Source organism: Neorhizobium sp. PAMB6716 (assembly GCF_058242805.1).
On sequence record NZ_CM177835.1, the window covers coordinates 1845622 to 1865592 of the forward strand.

The window sequence follows — 19971 nt, forward strand, 5'->3', positions numbered from 1 at the left end:
AAACCTGTGAAACAAATCGCCTTGCCGCTACGTAATAGATAATATCACAACCGATCCGCTTATCCGCAGGAGACTGTCTCATGTCGCTCTACCGGCCGCCGTCCATTCCCGCATCCGAGATCACACCGCAGTCTCTTTATGTGTCGCGGCGAGGCTTTATCGCCGGCGCTGCCGCCGGGCTGACATTTGCCGGCGCCGGCGGCGCTTTCGCTGCCCCCATTGCGACGACACCCAGCATCTACAAGGTCGATGACAAGCTGACACCGAAAAAGGATGTCACCACCTACAACAATTTCTACGAGTTCGGCGTCAACAAGGCCGATCCCGCCCAGAACTCCGGCAGCTTCCAGCCGACACCCTGGGCGATCACCGTCGGCGGCATGGTAGCAAAACCCCAGGTGATCGACATGGAAAAGATCATGGCGGAAATCCCCATGGAAGAGCGCATCTACCGCATGCGCTGCGTCGAGGCCTGGTCCATGGTCATCCCCTGGGTCGGTTTTCCCATCTCGGCCATCCTGGACCGGGTGGAGCCGCTTGGCAGCGCCAAATATGTCGCCTTCGAAACCGTGGTGCGCCCGGAACAGATGCCCGGCCAGAGCGGCTTTTTCCAGGCCCTGCCCTGGCCTTACGTCGAGGGCCTGCGGCTGGATGAGGCCCGCCATCCGCTGGCAATACTTGCAACCGGCGTCTACGGCGAAACCCTGCCCAACCAGAACGGCGCGCCGATCCGCCTGGTGACCCCGTGGAAATACGGCTTCAAGGGCATCAAGTCGATCGTCAAGATCACCCTCACCGACAAGGAGCCGCCGTCCACCTGGAACATCTCTGCTCCCAGCGAATACGGCTTCTACGCCAACGTGAACCCGAAGGTCGATCACCCGCGCTGGAGCCAAGCGACGGAACGGCGCATCGGCGAAGGCAGTGGCCTCTTCGGCGGCCGCACGCTGGATACCCTGCCCTTCAACGGTTACGCCGATGAGGTTTCAAGCCTCTATGCCGGCATGGACCTGAAGAAGTTCTTCTGAGCATGGCGCAACTTGCCCTTACCGCGCGCTACAAACCGGCTTCGGTCTGGGCGCTTTATGTGATCGGCCTGCTACCGGGCCTCTATGCCTTTTACCAGGGGGTCTTCGGAGATCTCGGCGCCGATCCGGTGAGAACATTCGAGCATCTGCTCGGACTATGGGCTCTCAGGTTTCTCTGTCTCGGGCTTGCGATCACCCCGATCCGCGACCTCTTCGGCACCAACCTCATCGCCTACCGACGGGCGCTGGGGCTGATCGCCTTCTATTATGTGCTGGCGCATTTCGCCGTCTACCTGACGCTGGACCGAGCCCTCGTTCTCTCCTCGATCCTCGGGGATATCCTGAAGCGGCCCTATATCATGCTCGGCATGGCGGGCCTTGTGATGCTGATCCCGCTGGCGCTCACCTCCAACCGCTGGTCGATCCGAAAGCTCGGCAGCCGCTGGAACACGCTGCATAAGCTGAGCTACCTCGTGCTCCTCGTCGCGATCCTGCATTTCGTACTGTCGCGCAAGAGCCTGACGCTGGAGCCTGCGTTCTATATCGCGGTGGTCACGGTTCTGTTGGGCTACCGGCTGGTGCGGCCGAAGCTGATGGAGCGCCGCCGGGGACGCAGGTCATTTGCGAGATGAAGCCCTACTCAGCTCGATTGCTGCTGCAAGACCAATACCCAACAAATAGGCTAGGATATTAGCCCAGGAGAAGATCCGCCCCAACAGCAGAGCGCCTGCCAGAGTCAGGCGGAAGGCATCAAGCCAGGGCGTATGGTAAAGCCGGCTGAACTCGGTCAATACCGCAATGACAGCAGCTACCAGCGCGATGACGAGAATTGACCGGCCATACAGGATCGCCCCGACGATCCACAACACCATCATGCCCCAGAGAAAGGAGCCACCGTATTTGACCAAAACATACGGCAAGCCGATGTCATACCCGGTCAGCCGCAGTGTCAAACCGCATAGGATTACGAAGGCCGCAGTCATCAACCGACGCCGCAACGCTTTGGGTATTGCCTTGAATTTGTCCATGCCACTTCTGTAAGGGATGTGATGAGGAAAATACAATCAGGGGCAAACGATGCAGAGAGTGGCAGGCGGCAAGAACGGTTTCCTGCAGACCTTTGACGCCGCATTGACGCATCCGCGCTCCGATCCAGGTCTTGCGGGCATAAAACGCTTCGTCGTCGAGTTCCTCTTATTCGGCATCAAAGAAGGGCGAGCCTGCCTGTTTGCCGGGCTGTTTTTCGTGTCGATCTTCGTCGTCCCACGCAGCGGGCTTTTCGGCATACCGCGCTATGACCTGCTGTTAATCATAGCGCTGACGATCCAGGCCTGGATGATCTGGACAAAACTGGAAACCAAGGATGAGTTGAAGGCAATCTGCCTGTTTCATATCGTGGGCTTTGCGCTTGAAGTGTTCAAGACATCCGGCACCATCCAGTCATGGTCCTATCCGGATTTCGCCTATACCAAGGTTTTGGGCGTGCCGCTTTTTTCCGGCTTCATGTATGCAGCCGTCGGCAGCTACATCATACAGGCTTGGCGCATCCTCCATGTCCGCATAGAACACCACCCGCCCTACTGGATGGCTGCACTGGTGGCGCTCGCCATATACGCCAATTTCTTCGCACATCATTATATCGGCGATTACCGCTGGTACCTGGCAGCCCTTGCCATTGGCCTTTACGCGCGTGCCACAGTGATTTTTCGCCCTTACGACCGGGACCGCCGCATGCCCATGCTACTGTCTTTCATTCTGATCGGCTTCTTCATCTGGCTGGCAGAAAACATCTCCACCTTCTTTGCAGTCTGGCACTATCCAAACCAACTCGGCGCATGGTCGACTGTGCATATCGGCAAATGGAGTTCATGGACGCTGCTGGTCATCATGACATTCACGATCGTTGCGTCACTGAAACATATCCGCGACACCATCCATATCCCGAAATAGCGTCCTGCCCAGCCGCGAGCCGGTTGCGAACCCAACCGGTATGACCGGGCGAACGAACGTCTGCAACGATACCCTCAGCAGCAGAATATGTGTGTTGAAAGCTTGTGGAAAGATGCCCCGCCCCCTCAAGGTGGCCCGGGGTGCGAAGGAGTGCCCTCCCACACAAGAGGAGAGAGACATGCGCGTCATGGTGTTGGTCAAGGCCACCGAAGACAGCGAAGCGGGTATCATGCCAACCGCGGCAGCAATGGCGGCGATGGGAGAGTTCAACGACGAGCTGATGCAGGCCGGGATCCTGATTACCGGTGACGGCTTGAAGCCCTCGAAGCTCGGCAAGCGGATCGCCTTCGAGGGACATGATCGGCGGGTCACCGATGGCCCTTTTCCGCAAACCCGCGAACTGGTCGCCGGCTACTGGATCTGGGAGGTCGAGAGCATGGAGGAAGCGATTACCTGGGTAACGCGCTGCCCAAATCCCATGCCGGGTCCGAGCGAAATCGAAATCCGTGCCTTTTACGAAATGTCGGATTTTGCTGCCGTGACATCGGCCGATGCCAACCATTGACGGCAGGAAGCACCAAACCGCCTTGGTTCAAAGGCCTTAAGGTCACCCATTCAGATACAACAAAAAGGCCGGACGATCGCTCGTCCGGCCTTTTTCGTGTCTACCCTTTACAGGGCAAAACATTATGCGGCTTCAGCAGCTTCTGCTTCAGCGGCAACGCGAGCCTTGTCGGCTGCGCCCTTGGCGTTCACATCGCGTTCAACGAACTCGATGACGGCCATGGCAGCGTTGTCGCCCTGGCGGAAGCCAGCCTTCATGATACGCAGGTAACCGCCGTTGCGGGTTGCGTAACGCGAAGCAATGGCATCGAACAGCTTCTTCACAGCGTCCTGATCCTGGATCTGCGAGATGGCCTGACGACGAGCGTGCAGGTCGCCGCGCTTGCCGAGCGTGACCAGCTTTTCAACGATCGGACGGATTTCCTTGGCCTTCGGAAGCGTCGTTACGATCTGCTCATGCGTGATGAGCGAAGCCGCCATGTTGGCAAACATTGCCTTGCGGTGGCTGGCGGTACGGTTGAGCTTGCGGCCGGCTTTATGGTGGCGCATCTCTGGTCTCCTTTACTTGCAGGCATCCGCCTGCAGTTTAAACATGCTTTCCAATTCCATCTGCGGGCCAGACACTGGCCCGCGCGGAACGGTTGGGCGGGTTAATACTGGTCTTCGTAGCGCTTGGCGAGATCTTCGATGTTTTCCGGCGGCCAGGCAGGAACTTCCATACCCAGATGCAGGCCCATGGAAGCCAAAACTTCCTTGATCTCGTTCAGCGACTTGCGACCGAAGTTCGGCGTGCGCAGCATTTCCGCCTCGGTCTTCTGGATGAGGTCGCCGATGTAGACGATGTTGTCGTTCTTCAGGCAGTTGGCCGAACGGACAGACAGTTCCAGTTCGTCGACCTTCTTGAGGAGAGCCGGGTTGAACGCGAGTTCAGTGACCGATTCTTCTTCTGCTTCCTTCTGCGGCTCGTCGAAGTTGACGAAGACCGACAGCTGGTCCTGAAGAATGCGAGCGGCAAACGCCACGGCATCCTCGCCCGTGACCGAACCATCGGTTTCGATGGTCATGGTCAGCTTGTCATAGTCGAGAACCTGGCCTTCGCGGGTGTTTTCCACCTTGTAGGACACTTTCTTGACCGGGGAGTAGAGGCTGTCGACCGGGATAAGACCAATCGGCGCATCTTCGGCACGGTTACGATCGGCAGGAACATAACCCTTGCCGTTGTTCACCGTGAATTCCATGCGGATCTCGGCACCCTCGTCGAGCGTGCAGATCACATGGTTCGGATTGAGGATCTCGATGTCGCCAACCGTCTGGATATCGCCGGCAAGCACAGAACCCGGGCCCTGCTTGCGCACGACCATCCGCTTTGCATCGTCGCCATCCATCTTGATGGCGATTTCCTTGATGTTCAGCACGATGTCCGTCACATCTTCCCGAACGCCGGGGATGGAGGAGAATTCGTGCAGAACGCCGTCGATCTGCACAGCAGTGACGGCAGCACCACGCAGAGACGACAACAGAACGCGGCGAAGCGCGTTGCCGAGTGTCAGACCGAAACCGCGTTCCAGCGGCTCCGCGACGAGCGTGGCCTTGGTGCGGCCGGACGAGGTGAACTCCACCTTGTTCGGCTTGATCAGTTCCTGCCAGTTCTTCTGGATCATGATTAAAACCTTCCGTTCGCTGCCACTATCCAATCGTGGCAACCGAGCATGAGAAGCGCCAAGGAGAAACACTCTTCTTAGGCGTTACGGCAAAGCCGCCAAACCTCGATTGACGAAGTAAGGCGGCATTACACGAATTCGAACCGGGACCGCCGCGAGGGCAGCCTCCGAAGGCGAATTAGACGCGGCGCTTCTTGCGCGGACGGCAACCATTGTGCGGGATCGGCGTCACGTCACGGATCGAGGTGATCATGAAACCCGCAGCCTGGAGGGCGCGCAGAGCCGATTCACGACCGGAACCCGGGCCGCAGACTTCGACTTCGAGAGACTTCATGCCGTGTTCCTGAGCCTTCTTGGCGCAGTCTTCGGCAGCGATCTGGGCAGCAAACGGGGTCGACTTACGCGAACCCTTGAAGCCCTTGGCACCAGCAGACGACCAGGCAATTGCGTTGCCCTGTGCGTCGGTGATGGTGATCATAGTGTTGTTGAACGTCGAGTTGACGTGAGCAACGCCCGATGAAATATTTTTACGTTCGCGACGGCGAACGCGTGTGGCTTCCTTGGCCATGGTCTTCCTTTCGTTGATATCGTCACCGCCGTAATACCAGCGGCTCCACCTTTTCAGGCAATAGAAATTAGGCAGTAGCCAGTAGCTGTTTCCGCTACCGCCTACCGCCTATTGGCTAATGCCCGAAAAATTACTTCTTCTTACCAGCAATCGCCTTCGCCGGACCCTTGCGGGTGCGGGCGTTGGTGTGCGTGCGCTGACCGCGGACCGGGAGGCCGCGACGATGACGCAGGCCGCGGTAGCAGCCGAGGTCCATCAGACGCTTGATGTTCATCGCGGTCTCGCGACGAAGATCGCCTTCGACCTGATAGTCACGGTCGATGGTTTCGCGGATCTGCAGAACTTCTGCGTCCGTCAGCTGATGAACGCGACGTTCAGCCGGAATACCGGCCTTCTCGACGATTTCCTGAGCGAATTTAGGTCCGATCCCGTGAATGTAGGTCAGCGCGATAACGACGCGCTTCGCAGTCGGGATGTTGACGCCAGCGATACGTGCCACGCCTATTCTCCTTGCGTTCCAGTTGCCATCCGGCAAGTGGTGCTTCTTCCATGAGAGCAGCCATAGAGGGCCGCCAGTTCAAATCTCATCCGTGACAAGTCAAAAAGACCGGACCGGACATCCATCTCTGGATGGCCCACGCCGATCGCTGTCAAATGTCGCGAGTTGGCGCGGTCTTTAGCGGAATCAGTCGAAAATAGCAACCGGCCCCGCCAAGATTCTTGGGTAACACCTGGGTTAAGCTCTAGAGAGCCGCCAGGATCGCCTCGATATTGGACGTGACGACGTCCATTTCGGCCATGCCATCGACAGTCTTCAGCTTGCCCTTGGCATAATAATAACCGATCAGCGGCGAGGTTTCCTTGTAGTAGACCTCGAGTCGCTGCGTCATCGTCTCGGCATTGTCGTCCGGCCGACGCTTGAAGTGGGTCGACCCGCACTTGTCGCAGACGCCTTCCACGGATGGTTTGTGGTCCGTGTCGTGATAGACCGCACCACAGCTGGCGCAGGAATAACGACCGGAGACACGGCGAACCAGTTCCTTGTCGTTGACCCGAAGCTCAATCACCACCGAGAGGTCGAGACCCTTGGCGGCCAGCATCGATTCGGTGGCATCCGCCTGCACCAGGGTGCGCGGAAAACCATCGAGAATGAAGCCCTTGGCACAGTCCGGCTGGTCGATGCGTTCCGAGACGATCGCAATCACGATGTCATCCGAGACCAGTTTGCCCGAATCAAGCACCGCCTTGACGCGCTTTCCAACTTCTGTCTCCGCGACGATTGCCGCGCGCAGCATATCACCCGTGGACAGTTGCGGAATGCCGTACTTCTCCACGATCCGCTGGGCTTGGGTCCCCTTACCCGCCCCCGGCGGCCCCAAAAGAATTAATCTCATCGTCCCCTCTTTCCTCCACGCAGCTTGGACTTCTTGATCAGTCCCTCATATTGCTGGGCAATAAGATGGCCCTGGATCTGTGCTACCGTATCAAGGGTAACACTGACAACGATCAAAAGCGAAGTACCACCAAGGGCTAATGGGATACCAGTCCTTGCGATCAGCGTTTCGGGAAGAATGCAGACAAAAACGAGATAGATGGCGCCGACGACGGTGATGCGCGTCAGCACATAGTCGATATATTCGGCCGTGCGCTCGCCCGGACGAATCCCCGGAATGAAGCCACCATGCTTCTTCAGATTGTCGGCCGTATCCTTCGGATTGAAGACGATGGCCGTATAGAAGAAGGCGAAGAAGGCAATCAGAATGCCGTAGAACAGCATGAACAGCGGCTGACCATGCTGCAGCGAGCCGATGATCATCGTCGCCCAGGATGGCAGATTGGTGTTTCCGGCAAAGCCGGCCGCCGTTGCCGGTAAAAGCAACAGCGACGAAGCAAAGATCGCCGGGATCACGCCTGCGGTGTTGAGCTTCAGCGGCAGGTGCGACGTATCACCCTGGAACATGCGGTTACCAACCTGGCGCTTCGGATACTGGATCAGCAACCGGCGCTGGGCGCGTTCAACAAACACGATCAGCGCGATGACGCCGATGGCAACGACCACGACCATAAGAATCAGTGCCGTCGACAGCGCACCCGTGCGGCCAAGCTCCAGCGTACCGGCAAGTGCCTTCGGCAGGCCTGCGGCAATGCCCGCAAAGATGATCAGCGAAATACCGTTGCCGATGCCGCGCGAGGTGATCTGCTCACCGAGCCACATCAGGAACATGGTCCCACCCAGCAGCGTCACGACCGTGGAGATGCGGAAGAACCAACCCGGATCGATCACGAGCCCCTGCCCGCCTTCAAGGCCGGCAGCAATGCCATAGGCCTGCAGCGTGCCGAGCAGAACGGTGCCGTAGCGGGTGTATTGGTTGATGATCTTGCGGCCCTGTTCGCCTTCCTTCTTCAGGTTTTCCAGCGAAGGAACGACAGACGTCATCAGCTGCACGATGATCGAAGCGGAAATATACGGCATGATGCCGAGCGCAAAGATCGCCATGCGCTCCACGGCGCCGCCGGCAAACATGTTGAAGAGGCCGAGAATGCCGCCCGCCTGACCGCGGAAGGCCTGCGCATAGGCTTCTGGGTTGAGACCCGGCAGCGGAATATGCGTCCCCAGGCGATAGACAAGAAGTGCTGCGAGTGTGAACCACAGGCGATTCTTGAGATCCGTCGCTTTGGAAAAGGTTGAAAAATTTAGATTGGAGGCCAGTTGTTCAGCTGCAGAAGCCATGCATTTCTCCGCCTGACCAATTCCGGCGGCACGCCCCTGCGGCCATATCCGGAAAGCAGTCCATATTCAGGTTCAGAAAACCGGGAGACGGAAGGGCTGCAATGCACCTTATGCCCCACCCCGTTTTCCGCGATATCCCGGATGAGCCAAAATAACGGGTCCGGGATCGTGAGGCTCACATATGGGAGCAAAATCGCCCGGTGTGAAGCACCCCGGGCGATTTGTCAGACACTTATTCGGCAGAAGCGACTTCCGGCAGCTGGATCGAGCTGCCAGACTTTTCGATCTTCTCGACAGCAGCCTTGGAGGCGCCAGCAGCGACGATCGAAACCTTGGTCGTCAGTTCGCCATCCGAGAGGATGCGAACGCCGTCCTTGAGGCGGCTGATCACGCCGGCAGCCTTCAGAGCAGCAGCATCGATCGGTGCGGAAGCGTCGAGCTTCTTGGCGTCGATGGCAGTCTGGATGCGGCCGAGCGACACGACAACAAATTCGGAAGCGAAGATGTTGTTGAAGCCGCGCTTCGGCAGGCGACGGTAGATGGGCATCTGGCCGCCTTCGAAGCCGTTGACGGCAACGCCGGAACGGGCCTTCTGACCCTTGACGCCGCGACCACCGGTCTTGCCCTTGCCCGAACCGATACCGCGACCTACGCGGATACGGTCCTTGGTGGAGCCTTCGTTGTCTTTGATTTCATTCAGTTTCATGATGTCTTCCTCCGTCTCACTTCTCGTCGACGACGCGAACGAGATGCTGGACAGACCGGATCATGCCACGCACGGACGGGGTGTCTTCCAGCGTGCGAACCCGGTGCATCTTGTTGAGGCCGAGGCCGATCAGCGTCTGGCGCTGAACTGCCGGCCGGCGAATGGGGCTTCCGATCTGTTCGACCGTTACCGTCTTGGAATCATTGGCCATCGACGAAACTCCTTATTCTTCCTGAGCATTGCCGGAAGCGGCACGGCGAGCCTGAAGCGTTGCATACTTGATGCCGCGCTGTGCTGCCACGTCCTTCGGATGCACCTGGTGCTTCAGGGCGTCGAACGTTGCGCGAACCATGTTGTAAGGGTTCGACGAACCGGTCGACTTTGCAACGACGTCATGAACGCCGAGCGTTTCGAAAACGGCGCGCATCGGGCCACCGGCGATGATACCGGTACCGGCCTTGGCGGCACGCAGCAGAACCTTGCCAGCGCCGTGACGGCCATTGACGTCATGATGAAGCGTACGGCCATCGCGCAGCGGTACGAAAATCAGGTCGCGCTTGGCAGCTTCAGTTGCCTTGCGGATAGCTTCCGGCACTTCACGTGCCTTGCCATGGCCGAAGCCAACGCGGCCCTTCTGGTCGCCAACGACGACGAGTGCAGCGAAACCGAAACGACGGCCACCCTTGACAACCTTGGCAACGCGATTGATCGCGACCAGCTTGTCAACGAATTCGCTATCGCGCTCTTCGCGGTTCGAGCGATCGTCGCGCGAGCCTCTCTTTTCCTGTGCCATTGTCCTTTTCCTTTTTCTTTTCCGGTTCGAACGGCAAACTATGGAAAGCCGGGGGATCGCCTTTATTCAAGGAGATATCCACCGGCCGGTGATGGCGTAAAACGCCGAAGACGTCCGGCCCGCAAGGGACCGGACGACTAACTTTAGAAGCTCAGACCACCTTCGCGGGCAGCATCGGCAAGTGCCTTGATGCGGCCGTGGAAAATGAAGGCACCGCGGTCAAAGACCACTTCCTTCACGCCAGCCGTAACGGCACGCTCTGCAACGAGCTTGCCAACTGCAGCGGCTGCAGCGGTGTCGGCACCCGTCTTCAAGGACGTGCGCAGACCGCCATCGAGCGTGGAGGCGGCCGCAAGCGTGCGACCAGCCACGTCATCGATGACTTGGGCATAGATGTTCTTCGACGAGCGATGAACCGACAGACGCGGGCGGCCGTTCGCAACCGCCTTGATCTGGCGGCGCACGCGGCTCGCGCGCTTTGCAAGTGCTTGTTTCCTGCTAGCCATTTCGCGTCAACCTTACTTCTTCTTGCCTTCCTTGCGGACGATCCGTTCCTCAGCGTACTTGACGCCTTTGCCCTTGTAGGGCTCTGGACCGCGGTATTCGCGGATTTCCGCTGCTACCTGACCGACCTGCTGCTTATTAATGCCGGTGACGACGATTTCCGTCGGCTTCGGCACGGCAATGGTGATGCCCTGCGGGGGCTCATAGACCACGTCGTGGCTGAAACCAAGCGACAGCTGCAGGTTCTTGCCCTGCAGAGCCGCGCGGTAACCAACGCCGTTGATTTCAAGCTTGCGCTCAAAACCGTCCTTCACGCCCTTGAAGATGTTCTCGATCATCGTGCGGGACATGCCCCACTTGGACCGAGCATCCTTGCTATCGTTGGCCGGAACCACCGATACGGCGTTATTGTCGAAGGAAACCTTCACTTCGTCGTTTGCAACGAAGACGAGTTCGCCTTTCGGGCCTTTTGCAGTCACTGTCTGGCCTTCAACCGAGGCCGTGATCCCTGCAGGTACCTGAACGGGCTTCTTACCGATACGAGACATTGTTCAACCTGTCTGTTTCGCTGGAGAACGTTGCATCAGTCTTAGAAGACCGAGCAAAGTACCTCACCACCAACATTCTGTTCGCGAGCCTGGTGATCGGCCATCACACCCTTCGGAGTCGAAAGGATGGTGATGCCGAGGCCGTTCGCGACCTGCGGAATGGACTTAACCGAGACATAAACTCGGCGGCCCGGCTTGGACACGCGGCCAATCTCACGAATGACAGACGCGCCTTCATAGTACTTCAGTTCGATTTCGATCTCGGACTTGCCGTTACCGTAATCGGTCTGGGTGTAACCGCGGATGTAGCCTTCCGCCTGAAGCACGTCGAGAACGCGAACGCGCAGCTTGGAAGCCGGCGTGATCACGGAAGACTTGCGACGGGCAGCGCCGTTGCGGATGCGGGTGAGCATATCGCCCAGAGGATCAGTCATGGTCATTGAACCGTCTCCTTACCAGCTGGACTTAACGATGCCGGGAACCTTGCCCAGGTTGCCCAGTTCGCGAAGCGCGATACGGGACATCTTGAGCTTGCGGTAGAAAGCGCGCGGGCGACCGGTGACTTCACAACGGTTGCGGATGCGCGTCTTCGAACCGTCACGCGGCAGCGAAGCGAGCTTCAGGGTAGCCTGGAACCGCTCGTCGATGGGCAGCTCCTGGTTCATGACGGTTGCCTTCAAGGCTGCGCGCTTGGCAGCCTGTTCGGAAACCGTCTTGCGGCGGCGCTTGTTCTTTTCGATTGCGCTTGTTTTCGCCATATCGAGTTCCTTTTCTACGCTCGTCGTTACGGTTACTGACGGAACGGGAAGTTGAACTCTTTCAGAAGAGCCCGTGCTTCGTCGTCCTTGGTGGCCGTCGTGCAAACGATGATGTCCATGCCCCACATCTGATCAACCTTGTCGTAGTTGATCTCCGGGAACACAATGTGTTCCTTGATGCCCATGGCGAAGTTGCCACGGCCGTCAAAGCTCTTCGGATTCAGGCCGCGAAAGTCGCGAACGCGCGGAAGCGCGATGTTGATCAGGCGGTCCAGGAATTCATACATGCGAGCGCCGCGCAGCGTCACCTTGGCGCCGATCGGCATCCCTTCGCGAAGCTTGAAGCCAGCGATGGAGTTACGGGCGCGGGTGATCACCGGCTTCTGACCAGCGATTGCGGCCAGATCGGCGGCAGCAACTGCGGGCTTCTTCGAATCAGCGGTTGATTCGCCGACGCCCATGTTGATGACGATCTTCTCGAGCCGCGGGATCTGCATCTCGTTGGCAAACGAAAACTGCTCCTGCATCGCCTTGCGAATGCGGGAAACGTATTCTGCCTTGAGACGCGGTTCGTACTTTGCCTCAGCCATCGATAACATCTCCCGTACGCTTGGCCACACGGACCTTCTTGCCATCGACCACGGAGAAGCCAACGCGAGTGGGCTTTCCGTCCTTCGCGACGATCGCGATATTGGACAGATGGATGGAGGCCTCCTTGTTGATGATGCCGGCTTCCTGCGTCTGGCTCTGGCGCTGGTGGCGCTTGACCATGTTGACGCCACGCACGAGTGCGCGGTCTTCCTTCGGCATCACTTGAACGACTTCACCGGTACGGCCCTTGTCCTTGCCGGCGAGTACGACGACATTGTCGCCCTTACGAATTTTCTGCATGGCTATCCGCCCCCTTAGAGTACTTCCGGAGCCAGCGAGATGATCTTCATATGGTTCTTGGCGCGAAGTTCGCGCGGAACCGGTCCGAAGATACGGGTGCCGATCGGCTCTTTTTTATTGTCGATGAGGACCGCTGCGTTGTTATCGAAGCGGATGACGCTGCCGTCGGGGCGGCGGATGTCCTTGGCGGTGCGAACAACGACGGCTTTCATAACGTCGCCCTTCTTGACGCGGCCGCGCGGGATGGCTTCCTTGATCGACACCACGATGATGTCGCCGATGGAAGCGTACTTGCGCTTGGAGCCGCCCAGCACCTTGATGCACATGACACGACGCGCGCCGGAATTATCGGCAACGTCGAGGTTTGTTTGCATCTGAATCATGTCAGGTCGCCTTCTCGTAATGACTGGAACGGTTGGGCCTTGGCCCCCTCTTCCAGCTCATGGACATATTTTGTTTTTCGCGCGGGATGGTGTCTTGCCAAGGTGGTTTCTCAGCCTGAGACCTTCCCTGCGCTGCAAAGCAAAAGAACGCCCGTGACCGGGCGTTCTGCGCCAATGCGCTGCTTCATACAGTTTTTTACGCCGAACACAAGGCCCGGAGCGCATCGAACTGTAAATTAAGCCTGGGCGGCAATCACCGTCCAGCACTTGTCCTTGGAGATCGGTGCGCATTCCTGAATGGAAACTACATCACCGGTCTTGTACTGATTGTTTTCGTCGTGAGCCTTGTACTTCTTGGAACGACGAACCGTCTTCTGGAGCAGCGGGTGAGCGAAACGACGCTCAACCCGAACCACTACCGTCTTGTCGTTCTTGTCGCTGACCACGACGCCCTGCAGAATGCGCTTCGGCATATTTTTTTCCTTTAGGCCTTTGCTTCTGCCGCCTTCTGGCGGGCAATGGTTTTCACGCGGGCGATATCCTTGCGGACTTCGTTGACGCGCGAGGACTTCTCGAGCTGACCGGTTGCCTTCTGGAAGCGCAGGTTGAACTGCTCCTTCTTCAGGTCCGCAAGCTTGTCCTTGAGCTGGTCGGCCGTCAGGCCGCGTACTTCTTCGGCTTTCATGTGCCTTACCCCTTACTCTGCGATGCGCTGAACGAAGCGCGTCTTGACGGAGAGCTTGGCGGAGCCGAGGCGAAGTGCCTCGCGCGCCGTTTCCTCGGACACACCGTCGATTTCGAACATCATACGGCCGGGCTTGACCTTGCAAGCCCAGTATTCAACCGAACCCTTGCCCTTACCCATACGCACTTCGGTCGGCTTTGCCGTGACCGGAACGTCTGGGAAGACGCGGATCCATACGCGACCGGCGCGCTTCATGTAACGCGTGATCGCGCGGCGGGCCGCTTCGATCTCGCGTGCATTGACGCGGTTCGGTTCGAGTGCCTTCAGGCCGAATTCACCGAATGCCAGGTCGAAGCCACCCTTGGCGACGCCCTTGATGCGGCCCTTGAACTGCTTGCGGTACTTGGTACGCTTTGGCTGCAACATTTTCTTACTTCTCCGAGCTTATCTTTCGCCAGCGCTAATCAAGCGTTCTCGCGACGACGATCACCACGGTCGCGGCTTGCCGGACCCTGTGCGTCACCTTCGAGAGCGCGGCGTTCAGAAGCCATCGGATCATGCTCAAGGATTTCGCCCTTGAAGATCCAGACCTTGATGCCGCAGATACCGAATGCGGTTTCGGCTTCCGCCGTCCCGTAATCGATGTCGGCGCGCAGCGTGTGAAGCGGAACGCGGCCTTCGCGGTACCATTCGGTACGCGCGATTTCCGCACCGCCGAGACGACCGGCGCAGGTGATCTTGATGCCTTCGGCGCCAAGACGCATGGCCGACTGAACGGCACGCTTCATGGCACGACGGAACGCGATACGGCGTTCCAGCTGCTGGGCGATCGACTGAGCGACCAGCGTGGCATCAACTTCCGGCTTGCGCACTTCAACGATGTTGAGGTGCGTTTCGGAGTTGGTCATCGTGGAGATCTTCTTGCGAAGCTTCTCGATGTCCGCACCCTTCTTGCCGATGATCAGACCCGGGCGAGCCGAGTGGATCGTGACGCGGCACTTCTTGTGCGGACGCTCGATAACCACCTTGGCGATGCCGGCCTGCTTCAGCTCGGACATCAGATATGCACGGATCTTCAGGTCTTCATGAAGCAGCTGGCCATATTCGGCATTGTCGGCGAACCAACGGCTGTCCCATGTCCGGTTAATGCCGAGGCGGAAACCGATTGGATTGATTTTCTGACCCATTATGCGGCCTCCCCTTTTTCCTCGACTTCGCGCACGACGATCGTGAGATGCGCGAACGGCTTTTCGATGCGGGAAGCGCGACCACGGCCACGAGCGTGGAAACGCTTCATGGTGATGGACTTGCCGACATAGGCTTCGGCGACGACAAGGCTGTCGACGTCGAGGTCATGGTTGTTTTCGGCGTTGGCGATTGCAGACTCAAGGGTCTTCTTCACCTGGCCGGAAATGCGCTTGCGGGAGAACTCGAGTTCTGCGAGCGCGCGCTCAACCTTCTTGCCGCGGATCATGGCGGCAACCAGGTTCAGCTTCTGCGGGCTGACGCGAAGCGTGCGGGCAACAGCCTGCGCTTCATTGTCCTTCAGCCGGCGTTCGGTCTTTGCCTTCGCCATGATTACTTCCTCTTTGCCTTCTTGTCCGCACCGTGACCGTAATAGGTCCGGGTCGGAGAGAATTCACCGAACTTGTGACCGACCATGTCTTCGTTGACATTGACCGGGACATGTTTGCTGCCGTTGTAGACACCAAAGGTGAGACCGACGAACTGCGGCAGGATCGTGGAGCGACGGCTCCAGATCTTGATCACTTCGCTACGACCGCCTTCACGAACCTTCTCAGCCTTCTTGAGAAGATAGCCGTCAACGAACGGGCCTTTCCATACTGAACGAGCCATTTCTGACTACCTCTCTTACTTCTTCTTCAGGTGGCGCGAGCGCATGATGAACTTGTCGGTCGACTTGTTCGAACGAGTCCGCTTGCCCTTGGTCGGCTTGCCCCAGGGGGAAACCGGGTGGCGACCACCGGATGTACGGCCTTCACCACCACCGTGGGGGTGGTCGACCGGGTTCATGACGACACCGCGGTTATGCGGGGTCTTGCCGCGCCAGCGGGTACGACCGGCCTTGCCATCGTTGGTGTTGCCGTGGTCCGGGTTGGATACGGCGCCAACGGTTGCCAGGCACGAGCCCGGAACCAGACGCTGTTCACCCGAGTTGAGGCGCAGGATCGCCATGCCGGCATCGCGGCCGACGAGCTGGACATAGGTGCCAGCCGAACGTGCGATCTGACCGCCCTTGCCGGGCTTCATTTCGACGTTGTGAACGATCGAGCCAACCGGGATGTATTGCAGCGGCATGGTGTTGCCGGGCTTGACGTCGACGGCCTTGTCGGAGGCGATCACCTTGTCGCCGGCAGCAAGACGCTGCGGAGCAAGGATATAAGCCTGTTCGCCGTCAGCATAGCTGATCAGCGCGATGAAGGCAGAACGGTTCGGGTCGTATTCCAGACGCTCAACCGTGCCTTCGACTTCAAACTTGCGACGCTTGAAATCGACGAGACGGTAGGTGCGCTTGTGACCACCACCGATGAAGCGAGCGGTGATGCGACCGAGGTTGTTACGGCCGCCGCTCTTGGAGAGACCTTCCGTCAGCGCCTTGACCGGCTTGCCCTTCCAGAGGCCAGAGCGGTCGACGATGACCAGCTGACGCTGGCTCGGGGTCGTCGGATTGTAGCTTTTCAATGCCATTGTTCTTGTTCCCTACCTCAGACGCCGGTCGATACGTCGATCGACTGACCTTCAGCAAGCGTCACGATCGCCTTCTTGACGTCCTTCTGCTTGCCGATGAAGCCGCGGAAACGCTTGGTCTTGCCCAGACGGACGAGCGTGTTGACGGCCTTGACCTTGACGCCGAACAGAGCTTCCACGGCAGCCTTGATTTCAGGCTTGGAAGCATCCTTGGCGACGTTGAAGACGACCTGGTTCTGTTCAGAGAGCAGCGTCGACTTTTCGGTGATCGAAGGAGAGACGATCACATCATAGTGGCGAAGATCGGTCACTTGAAACGCTCCTCTAGAGCTTCGACAGCAGCCTTGGAAAGCACGAGCTTGCCACGACGCAGGATGTCATAAACATTGATGCCCTGAACCGGCAGAACATCGACGTTCGGGATGTTCTGGGCAGCGAGCTTGAAATTGCTGTCGAGTTCGGCGCCGCCGATCACGAGAGCATTGGTGAGACCCATCGTTTCAAACGTACCGGCCAGTGCCTTCGTCTTGGCATCGGAAGCGACCAGCTGATCGATGATGATCAGGTCTTCAGCCTTCAGCTTTGCCGACAGCGCATGACGCAGAGCAAGCGCACGAACCTTCTTGGGCAGGTCATGCTCGTGGCTGCGAACAACCGGACCATGGGCCTTGCCGCCGCCGCGGAACTGCGGAGCGCGTGCGGAATGGTGACGAGCGCGGCCCGTACCCTTCTGCTTGTACATCTTGGCGCCCGTGCGCGATACTTCGGCGCGGGTCTTGGTCTTGTGGGTGCCCTGCTGCTTCTTTGCAAGCTGCCAGCGTACCATGCGGGCCAGGATATCCTGGCGGGGGTCGAGGCCGAAGATCTCGTCCGACAGGGAGACCTTGCCGGCGTCTTTACCCTCGAGGGTCTTGACGTTGAATTCCATGTTCTTGGCTCCCTTACTTCGCGGCCGACTTGACGGCGTCGCGGACGATGATCCAGGAACCCTTCGAACCGGGAACGGCACCCTTGACGAGGATCAGACCACGGTCGTCGTCCAGCGATACCACTTCGAGGTTCTGGGTGGTGATGCGCGTCTGGCCCATGTGACCAGCCATGCGCTTGCCCTTCCAGACCTTGCCCGGATCCTGGTTGGAACCGGTCGAACCATGCGAGCGGTGCGAAACGGACACACCGTGCGTGGCGCGAAGACCGCCGAAGTTATGACGCTTCATGGCGCCGGCAAAACCCTTACCGATCGAGGTACCCGTCACATCGACCAGCTGGCCGGCAGTGAAGTGGCTGGGGTTGATGGCCGCGCCGACATCGACGAGGTTGTCCGCATCGACGCGGAATTCGACGACCTTTGCCTTCGGCTCAACCTGAGCCACGGCAAAGTGACCGCGCAGGGCCTTCGTCGTGTTCTTGACCTTGGCAACGCCAGCGCCAAGCTGAACAGCCGTGTAGCCGTTCTTTTCATCTGTGCGGTGCGCGACAACCTGGCAGTTCTCAACGCGCAAAACCGTCACCGGGACATGTTCACCGGCGTCGTTATAGACGCGGGTCATTCCCACTTTCTGTGCAATTACACCTGAACGCATCGGTTCAATCCTTCTCACTCAGCTCAAGACGTGGGTCTCAGAGCTTGATTTCCACGTCGACGCCGGCGGCCAGATCGAGCTTCATCAGCGCGTCTACCGTCTGCGGGGTGGGATCGACAATGTCGAGCAGGCGCTTATGCGTGCGCATTTCGAACTGCTCGCGGCTCTTCTTATCGATGTGAGGGGACCGGTTAACCGTAAACTTCTCGATGCGAGTCGGAAGCGGAACGGGGCCCCGGACGCTAGCTCCGGTGCGCTTCGCCGTCGACACAATCTCGCGCGTGGAAGCATCGAGAATTCGGTGATCGAACGCCTTCAGGCGAATGCGGATATTTTGGCCGTTCATTCGACGTTATCCTTGTTATCTTGTTCTCCCCGGTGCCAACAGTACGGCATGGGGTGTTCTTTTTCTAAAAAGGCGGGACCACCGGTGTCAAAGATCGAGAGGGACACCGCAACAACGGCATCCCTATCCAGTCTTCGGGCCATAAGCCCACCTTTTGGATTGTTCTACCCGATCCGCTCAAAAGCGAAGCAGGCCGCAAATCTTGCTCGCGCGCCATTTGCAACATTTTCATGTCATACGCAAGCGCCAAGAGGCACTGCGCATGAAATTTCATGGATCATCGGATAAAAACCGACGGGCGGGAGGAAATCCCCTCGCCCGGCAGAATTTAAATTACTCGACGATCGAAGCGACGATGCCGGCGCCGACGGTACGGCCGCCTTCGCGGATCGCGAAGCGCAGCTTTTCTTCCATCGCGATCGGAACGATCAGCTCGACTTCAACGGTGACGTTGTCGCCGGGCATAACCATTTCCGTGCCTTCCGGAAGCGACACGATGCCGGTCACGTCGGTGGTGCGGAAGTAGAACTGCGGACGGTAGTTGGTGAAGAACGGCGTATGACGGCCGCCTTCTTCCTTCGTTAGGATGTAGGCTTCAGCCATGAACTTCTTGTGCGGCTTGACCGAACCCGGCTTGCACAGAATCTGGCCACGCTCAACGCCATCGCGCTGAACGCCACGAACCAGAGCGCCGATGTTGTCGCCAGCCTGGCCCTGATCGAGCAGCTTGCGGAACATTTCAACGCCGGTCACAGTCGTCTTGGAGGTGGCGCGGATGCCGACGATTTCGACTTCTTCGCCAACCTTGACGATGCCACGCTCAACGCGACCCGTCACAACCGTACCACGGCCGGAGATCGAGAATACGTCTTCGATCGGCAGCAGGAAGGGCTGGTCGATGGGGCGCTCAGGCGTCGGGATGTAGGCGTCAACCGCTGCCATCAGTTCGCGGATCGCGTCTTCACCGATCTTCTTGTCCGAATCTTCAAGAGCAGCAAGAGCCGAACCCTTGATGATCGGGATATCGTCGCCCGGGAAGTCGTAGGACGACAGAAGTTCGCGCACTTCCAGTTCGACAAGCTCGAGAAGCTCGGCGTCGTCAACCTGGTCAACCTTGTTGAGGAAGACAACGATTGCCGGAACGCCAACCTGACGGGCGAGCAGGATGTGCTCGCGGGTCTGCGGCATCGGGCCGTCGGCAGCCGAGCAAACCAGGATCGCGCCGTCCATCTGCGCTGCACCGGTGATCATGTTCTTGACGTAGTCGGCGTGGCCGGGGCAGTCGACGTGCGCGTAGTGACGAGCAGGCGTCTCATACTCGACGTGTGCCGTCGAGATGGTGATGCCGCGTGCCTTTTCTTCCGGTGCAGCGTCGATCTGGTCGTACGCCTTGTATTCACCGAAATACTTCGTGATCGCTGCCGTCAGAGACGTCTTGCCGTGGTCAACGTGGCCAATCGTGCCGATGTTCACATGCGGCTTGTTGCGCTCAAACTTGCTCTTTGCCATTTCAGGCTCTCCATCTTCTTACCCGCAAGGAGCGGGTGAATTATCAATTATTAT

The 19971-nt window shown here is 58.6% G+C and carries 33 protein-coding genes; 4 read left to right on the top strand and 29 right to left on the bottom strand.

Annotated features, from left to right (window positions below):
- The first annotated feature begins 80 nt into the window (after positions 1-80).
- Positions 81-1028, top strand: a complete 948-nt coding sequence (msrP, locus tag AC4CWH_RS08960; RefSeq protein WP_491321273.1) for a protein-methionine-sulfoxide reductase catalytic subunit MsrP — start codon at positions 81-83, stop codon at positions 1026-1028.
- A gap of 2 nt (positions 1029-1030) precedes the next feature.
- Entirely contained in the window at positions 1031-1660 is a 630-nt protein-coding gene (gene msrQ / locus AC4CWH_RS08965) for a protein-methionine-sulfoxide reductase heme-binding subunit MsrQ (protein WP_491321274.1), read from the top strand.
- On the opposite strand, the gene AC4CWH_RS08970 is transcribed toward msrQ, so the two are convergent.
- Positions 1646-2056: a ribosomal maturation YjgA family protein gene (locus AC4CWH_RS08970; protein ID WP_491321275.1), complete on the bottom strand. Its 411-nt coding sequence runs from the start codon at positions 2054-2056 to the stop codon at positions 1646-1648. The genes msrQ and AC4CWH_RS08970 overlap by 15 nt on opposite strands.
- 49 nt (positions 2057-2105) lie before the next feature.
- Here AC4CWH_RS08970 and AC4CWH_RS08975 point away from each other — a divergent pair, with 49 nt between their 5' ends.
- Positions 2106-2978: a DUF817 domain-containing protein gene (locus tag AC4CWH_RS08975; RefSeq protein WP_491321276.1), complete on the top strand. Its 873-nt coding sequence runs from the start codon at positions 2106-2108 to the stop codon at positions 2976-2978.
- A gap of 178 nt (positions 2979-3156) precedes the next feature.
- The gene (locus tag AC4CWH_RS08980; RefSeq protein ID WP_491321277.1) at positions 3157-3543 is read left to right on the top strand and encodes a YciI family protein; all 387 of its coding nucleotides are present in this window, start codon (positions 3157-3159) and stop codon (positions 3541-3543) included.
- A 122-nt stretch (positions 3544-3665) separates the two neighbouring features.
- Here AC4CWH_RS08980 and rplQ read toward each other — a convergent pair whose 3' ends face one another.
- The 28 genes from rplQ to tuf all read right to left on the bottom strand — a co-directional run bounded on the left by rplQ (position 3666) and on the right by tuf (position 19917).
- Positions 3666-4091 carry a 50S ribosomal protein L17 gene (rplQ, locus tag AC4CWH_RS08985; RefSeq protein ID WP_491281719.1) on the bottom strand — a complete coding sequence of 142 codons (426 nt, stop codon included), beginning with the start codon at positions 4089-4091 and terminating at the stop codon, positions 3666-3668.
- 101 nt (positions 4092-4192) lie between these two features.
- On the bottom strand, positions 4193-5203 hold the full coding sequence (locus AC4CWH_RS08990; RefSeq protein WP_491281720.1) for a DNA-directed RNA polymerase subunit alpha: 1011 nt from the start codon (positions 5201-5203) through the stop codon (positions 4193-4195).
- 178 nt (positions 5204-5381) lie between these two features.
- Positions 5382-5771 (bottom strand): 30S ribosomal protein S11, encoded by a 390-nt coding sequence (rpsK, locus tag AC4CWH_RS08995; RefSeq protein WP_015915761.1) that lies wholly within the window; start codon positions 5769-5771, stop codon positions 5382-5384.
- A gap of 130 nt (positions 5772-5901) precedes the next feature.
- Positions 5902-6270, bottom strand: coding sequence for a 30S ribosomal protein S13 (gene rpsM, locus AC4CWH_RS09000; protein WP_491281721.1), 369 nt, complete (start codon positions 6268-6270; stop codon positions 5902-5904).
- A 244-nt stretch (positions 6271-6514) separates the two neighbouring features.
- Complete coding sequence (locus AC4CWH_RS09005) at positions 6515-7165, bottom strand: adenylate kinase (RefSeq protein ID WP_491281722.1); 651 nt, start codon at positions 7163-7165, stop codon at positions 6515-6517.
- Complete coding sequence (gene secY / locus AC4CWH_RS09010) at positions 7162-8502, bottom strand: preprotein translocase subunit SecY (RefSeq protein WP_491281723.1); 1341 nt, start codon at positions 8500-8502, stop codon at positions 7162-7164. The genes AC4CWH_RS09005 and secY overlap by 4 nt, the downstream gene beginning before the upstream one ends.
- 232 nt (positions 8503-8734) lie before the next feature.
- Complete coding sequence (rplO, locus tag AC4CWH_RS09015; RefSeq protein ID WP_491281724.1) at positions 8735-9208, bottom strand: 50S ribosomal protein L15; 474 nt, start codon at positions 9206-9208, stop codon at positions 8735-8737.
- A 16-nt stretch (positions 9209-9224) separates the two neighbouring features.
- A complete protein-coding gene (gene rpmD, locus AC4CWH_RS09020) occupies positions 9225-9419 on the bottom strand; it encodes a 50S ribosomal protein L30 (RefSeq protein ID WP_491281725.1) in 195 nt (64 codons plus the stop codon).
- A gap of 12 nt (positions 9420-9431) precedes the next feature.
- Positions 9432-10001 (bottom strand): 30S ribosomal protein S5, encoded by a 570-nt coding sequence (gene rpsE, locus AC4CWH_RS09025; protein WP_210102761.1) that lies wholly within the window; start codon positions 9999-10001, stop codon positions 9432-9434.
- Between the two features lie 143 nt (positions 10002-10144).
- On the bottom strand, positions 10145-10507 hold the full coding sequence (rplR, locus tag AC4CWH_RS09030; protein WP_491281726.1) for a 50S ribosomal protein L18: 363 nt from the start codon (positions 10505-10507) through the stop codon (positions 10145-10147).
- A gap of 12 nt (positions 10508-10519) precedes the next feature.
- Positions 10520-11053: a 50S ribosomal protein L6 gene (rplF, locus tag AC4CWH_RS09035; RefSeq protein WP_491281727.1), complete on the bottom strand. Its 534-nt coding sequence runs from the start codon at positions 11051-11053 to the stop codon at positions 10520-10522.
- Between the two features lie 41 nt (positions 11054-11094).
- Positions 11095-11493, bottom strand: coding sequence for a 30S ribosomal protein S8 (gene rpsH, locus AC4CWH_RS09040; protein WP_491281728.1), 399 nt, complete (start codon positions 11491-11493; stop codon positions 11095-11097).
- A 12-nt stretch (positions 11494-11505) separates the two neighbouring features.
- Complete coding sequence (gene rpsN / locus AC4CWH_RS09045; RefSeq protein WP_491281729.1) at positions 11506-11811, bottom strand: 30S ribosomal protein S14; 306 nt, start codon at positions 11809-11811, stop codon at positions 11506-11508.
- Positions 11812-11843: 32 nt separating this feature from the next.
- Positions 11844-12401 (bottom strand): 50S ribosomal protein L5, encoded by a 558-nt coding sequence (rplE, locus tag AC4CWH_RS09050; RefSeq protein WP_491281730.1) that lies wholly within the window; start codon positions 12399-12401, stop codon positions 11844-11846.
- Positions 12394-12702, bottom strand: a complete 309-nt coding sequence (rplX, locus tag AC4CWH_RS09055; RefSeq protein ID WP_491281731.1) for a 50S ribosomal protein L24 — start codon at positions 12700-12702, stop codon at positions 12394-12396. The genes rplE and rplX overlap by 8 nt, the downstream gene beginning before the upstream one ends.
- A gap of 14 nt (positions 12703-12716) precedes the next feature.
- On the bottom strand, positions 12717-13085 hold the full coding sequence (gene rplN / locus AC4CWH_RS09060) for a 50S ribosomal protein L14 (RefSeq protein ID WP_007770138.1): 369 nt from the start codon (positions 13083-13085) through the stop codon (positions 12717-12719).
- A gap of 236 nt (positions 13086-13321) precedes the next feature.
- The gene (gene rpsQ / locus AC4CWH_RS09065) at positions 13322-13558 is read right to left on the bottom strand and encodes a 30S ribosomal protein S17 (protein ID WP_137131953.1); all 237 of its coding nucleotides are present in this window, start codon (positions 13556-13558) and stop codon (positions 13322-13324) included.
- Between the two features lie 11 nt (positions 13559-13569).
- Positions 13570-13770 carry a 50S ribosomal protein L29 gene (rpmC, locus tag AC4CWH_RS09070; protein ID WP_016553554.1) on the bottom strand — a complete coding sequence of 67 codons (201 nt, stop codon included), beginning with the start codon at positions 13768-13770 and terminating at the stop codon, positions 13570-13572.
- 12 nt (positions 13771-13782) lie between these two features.
- Positions 13783-14196, bottom strand: coding sequence for a 50S ribosomal protein L16 (gene rplP / locus AC4CWH_RS09075; RefSeq protein WP_210102769.1), 414 nt, complete (start codon positions 14194-14196; stop codon positions 13783-13785).
- Between the two features lie 38 nt (positions 14197-14234).
- Positions 14235-14957 carry a 30S ribosomal protein S3 gene (rpsC, locus tag AC4CWH_RS09080; RefSeq protein ID WP_491281732.1) on the bottom strand — a complete coding sequence of 241 codons (723 nt, stop codon included), beginning with the start codon at positions 14955-14957 and terminating at the stop codon, positions 14235-14237.
- Positions 14957-15346, bottom strand: coding sequence for a 50S ribosomal protein L22 (gene rplV, locus AC4CWH_RS09085; RefSeq protein WP_306838472.1), 390 nt, complete (start codon positions 15344-15346; stop codon positions 14957-14959). The genes rpsC and rplV overlap by 1 nt, the downstream gene beginning before the upstream one ends.
- A 2-nt stretch (positions 15347-15348) precedes the next feature.
- Positions 15349-15627 (bottom strand): 30S ribosomal protein S19, encoded by a 279-nt coding sequence (gene rpsS, locus AC4CWH_RS09090; protein WP_491281733.1) that lies wholly within the window; start codon positions 15625-15627, stop codon positions 15349-15351.
- A 15-nt stretch (positions 15628-15642) separates the two neighbouring features.
- Positions 15643-16479 (bottom strand): 50S ribosomal protein L2, encoded by an 837-nt coding sequence (gene rplB, locus AC4CWH_RS09095; RefSeq protein ID WP_491281734.1) that lies wholly within the window; start codon positions 16477-16479, stop codon positions 15643-15645.
- Between the two features lie 17 nt (positions 16480-16496).
- Entirely contained in the window at positions 16497-16790 is a 294-nt protein-coding gene (locus AC4CWH_RS09100) for a 50S ribosomal protein L23 (RefSeq protein ID WP_137131958.1), read from the bottom strand.
- On the bottom strand, positions 16787-17407 hold the full coding sequence (rplD, locus tag AC4CWH_RS09105) for a 50S ribosomal protein L4 (RefSeq protein ID WP_491281735.1): 621 nt from the start codon (positions 17405-17407) through the stop codon (positions 16787-16789). Before rplD ends, AC4CWH_RS09100 begins: the two co-directional genes overlap by 4 nt.
- A 13-nt stretch (positions 17408-17420) precedes the next feature.
- Entirely contained in the window at positions 17421-18062 is a 642-nt protein-coding gene (gene rplC, locus AC4CWH_RS09110) for a 50S ribosomal protein L3 (RefSeq protein WP_491281736.1), read from the bottom strand.
- Positions 18063-18099: 37 nt separating this feature from the next.
- Entirely contained in the window at positions 18100-18408 is a 309-nt protein-coding gene (gene rpsJ, locus AC4CWH_RS09115) for a 30S ribosomal protein S10 (RefSeq protein ID WP_003547547.1), read from the bottom strand.
- A 333-nt stretch (positions 18409-18741) separates the two neighbouring features.
- Positions 18742-19917: an elongation factor Tu gene (gene tuf / locus AC4CWH_RS09120; protein ID WP_491321278.1), complete on the bottom strand. Its 1176-nt coding sequence runs from the start codon at positions 19915-19917 to the stop codon at positions 18742-18744.
- Positions 19918-19971 lie beyond the last annotated feature (54 nt).

Coding starts and splice junctions, on each gene's coding strand:
- AC4CWH_RS08970 (WP_491321275.1), bottom strand. CDS start 2,056: ATGGACAAATTCAAGGCAATACCCAAAGCGTTGCGGCGTCGGTTGATG.
- rpsJ (WP_003547547.1), bottom strand. CDS start 18,408: ATGAACGGCCAAAATATCCGCATTCGCCTGAAGGCGTTCGATCACCGA.
- rpsN (WP_491281729.1), bottom strand. CDS start 11,811: ATGGCGAAAACAAGCGCAATCGAAAAGAACAAGCGCCGCCGCAAGACG.
- AC4CWH_RS08975 (WP_491321276.1), top strand. CDS start 2,106: ATGCAGAGAGTGGCAGGCGGCAAGAACGGTTTCCTGCAGACCTTTGAC.
- AC4CWH_RS08980 (WP_491321277.1), top strand. CDS start 3,157: ATGCGCGTCATGGTGTTGGTCAAGGCCACCGAAGACAGCGAAGCGGGT.
- rplC (WP_491281736.1), bottom strand. CDS start 18,062: ATGCGTTCAGGTGTAATTGCACAGAAAGTGGGAATGACCCGCGTCTAT.
- rplR (WP_491281726.1), bottom strand. CDS start 10,507: ATGGCTAGCAGGAAACAAGCACTTGCAAAGCGCGCGAGCCGCGTGCGC.
- rplD (WP_491281735.1), bottom strand. CDS start 17,407: ATGGAATTCAACGTCAAGACCCTCGAGGGTAAAGACGCCGGCAAGGTC.
- secY (WP_491281723.1), bottom strand. CDS start 8,502: ATGGCTTCTGCAGCTGAACAACTGGCCTCCAATCTAAATTTTTCAACC.
- rpsK (WP_015915761.1), bottom strand. CDS start 5,771: ATGGCCAAGGAAGCCACACGCGTTCGCCGTCGCGAACGTAAAAATATT.
- AC4CWH_RS09005 (WP_491281722.1), bottom strand. CDS start 7,165: ATGAGATTAATTCTTTTGGGGCCGCCGGGGGCGGGTAAGGGGACCCAA.
- rpmD (WP_491281725.1), bottom strand. CDS start 9,419: ATGGCCAATGATTCCAAGACGGTAACGGTCGAACAGATCGGAAGCCCC.
- rpsS (WP_491281733.1), bottom strand. CDS start 15,627: ATGGCTCGTTCAGTATGGAAAGGCCCGTTCGTTGACGGCTATCTTCTC.
- rpmC (WP_016553554.1), bottom strand. CDS start 13,770: ATGAAAGCCGAAGAAGTACGCGGCCTGACGGCCGACCAGCTCAAGGAC.
- rplO (WP_491281724.1), bottom strand. CDS start 9,208: ATGAAACTGAATGAAATCAAAGACAACGAAGGCTCCACCAAGGACCGT.
- rplB (WP_491281734.1), bottom strand. CDS start 16,479: ATGGCATTGAAAAGCTACAATCCGACGACCCCGAGCCAGCGTCAGCTG.
- rplF (WP_491281727.1), bottom strand. CDS start 11,053: ATGTCTCGTATCGGTAAGAAGCCCGTTCAGGTACCTGCAGGGATCACG.
- rplN (WP_007770138.1), bottom strand. CDS start 13,085: ATGATTCAGATGCAAACAAACCTCGACGTTGCCGATAATTCCGGCGCG.
- msrP (WP_491321273.1), top strand. CDS start 81: ATGTCGCTCTACCGGCCGCCGTCCATTCCCGCATCCGAGATCACACCG.
- rpsC (WP_491281732.1), bottom strand. CDS start 14,957: ATGGGTCAGAAAATCAATCCAATCGGTTTCCGCCTCGGCATTAACCGG.
- rplX (WP_491281731.1), bottom strand. CDS start 12,702: ATGCAGAAAATTCGTAAGGGCGACAATGTCGTCGTACTCGCCGGCAAG.
- rplV (WP_306838472.1), bottom strand. CDS start 15,346: ATGGCGAAGGCAAAGACCGAACGCCGGCTGAAGGACAATGAAGCGCAG.
- rpsH (WP_491281728.1), bottom strand. CDS start 11,493: ATGACCATGACTGATCCTCTGGGCGATATGCTCACCCGCATCCGCAAC.
- rpsE (WP_210102761.1), bottom strand. CDS start 10,001: ATGGCACAGGAAAAGAGAGGCTCGCGCGACGATCGCTCGAACCGCGAA.
- rplP (WP_210102769.1), bottom strand. CDS start 14,196: ATGTTGCAGCCAAAGCGTACCAAGTACCGCAAGCAGTTCAAGGGCCGC.
- rplQ (WP_491281719.1), bottom strand. CDS start 4,091: ATGCGCCACCATAAAGCCGGCCGCAAGCTCAACCGTACCGCCAGCCAC.
- rpsQ (WP_137131953.1), bottom strand. CDS start 13,558: ATGCCGAAGCGCATTCTGCAGGGCGTCGTGGTCAGCGACAAGAACGAC.
- rplE (WP_491281730.1), bottom strand. CDS start 12,401: ATGGCTGAGGCAAAGTACGAACCGCGTCTCAAGGCAGAATACGTTTCC.
- AC4CWH_RS08990 (WP_491281720.1), bottom strand. CDS start 5,203: ATGATCCAGAAGAACTGGCAGGAACTGATCAAGCCGAACAAGGTGGAG.
- msrQ (WP_491321274.1), top strand. CDS start 1,031: ATGGCGCAACTTGCCCTTACCGCGCGCTACAAACCGGCTTCGGTCTGG.
- tuf (WP_491321278.1), bottom strand. CDS start 19,917: ATGGCAAAGAGCAAGTTTGAGCGCAACAAGCCGCATGTGAACATCGGC.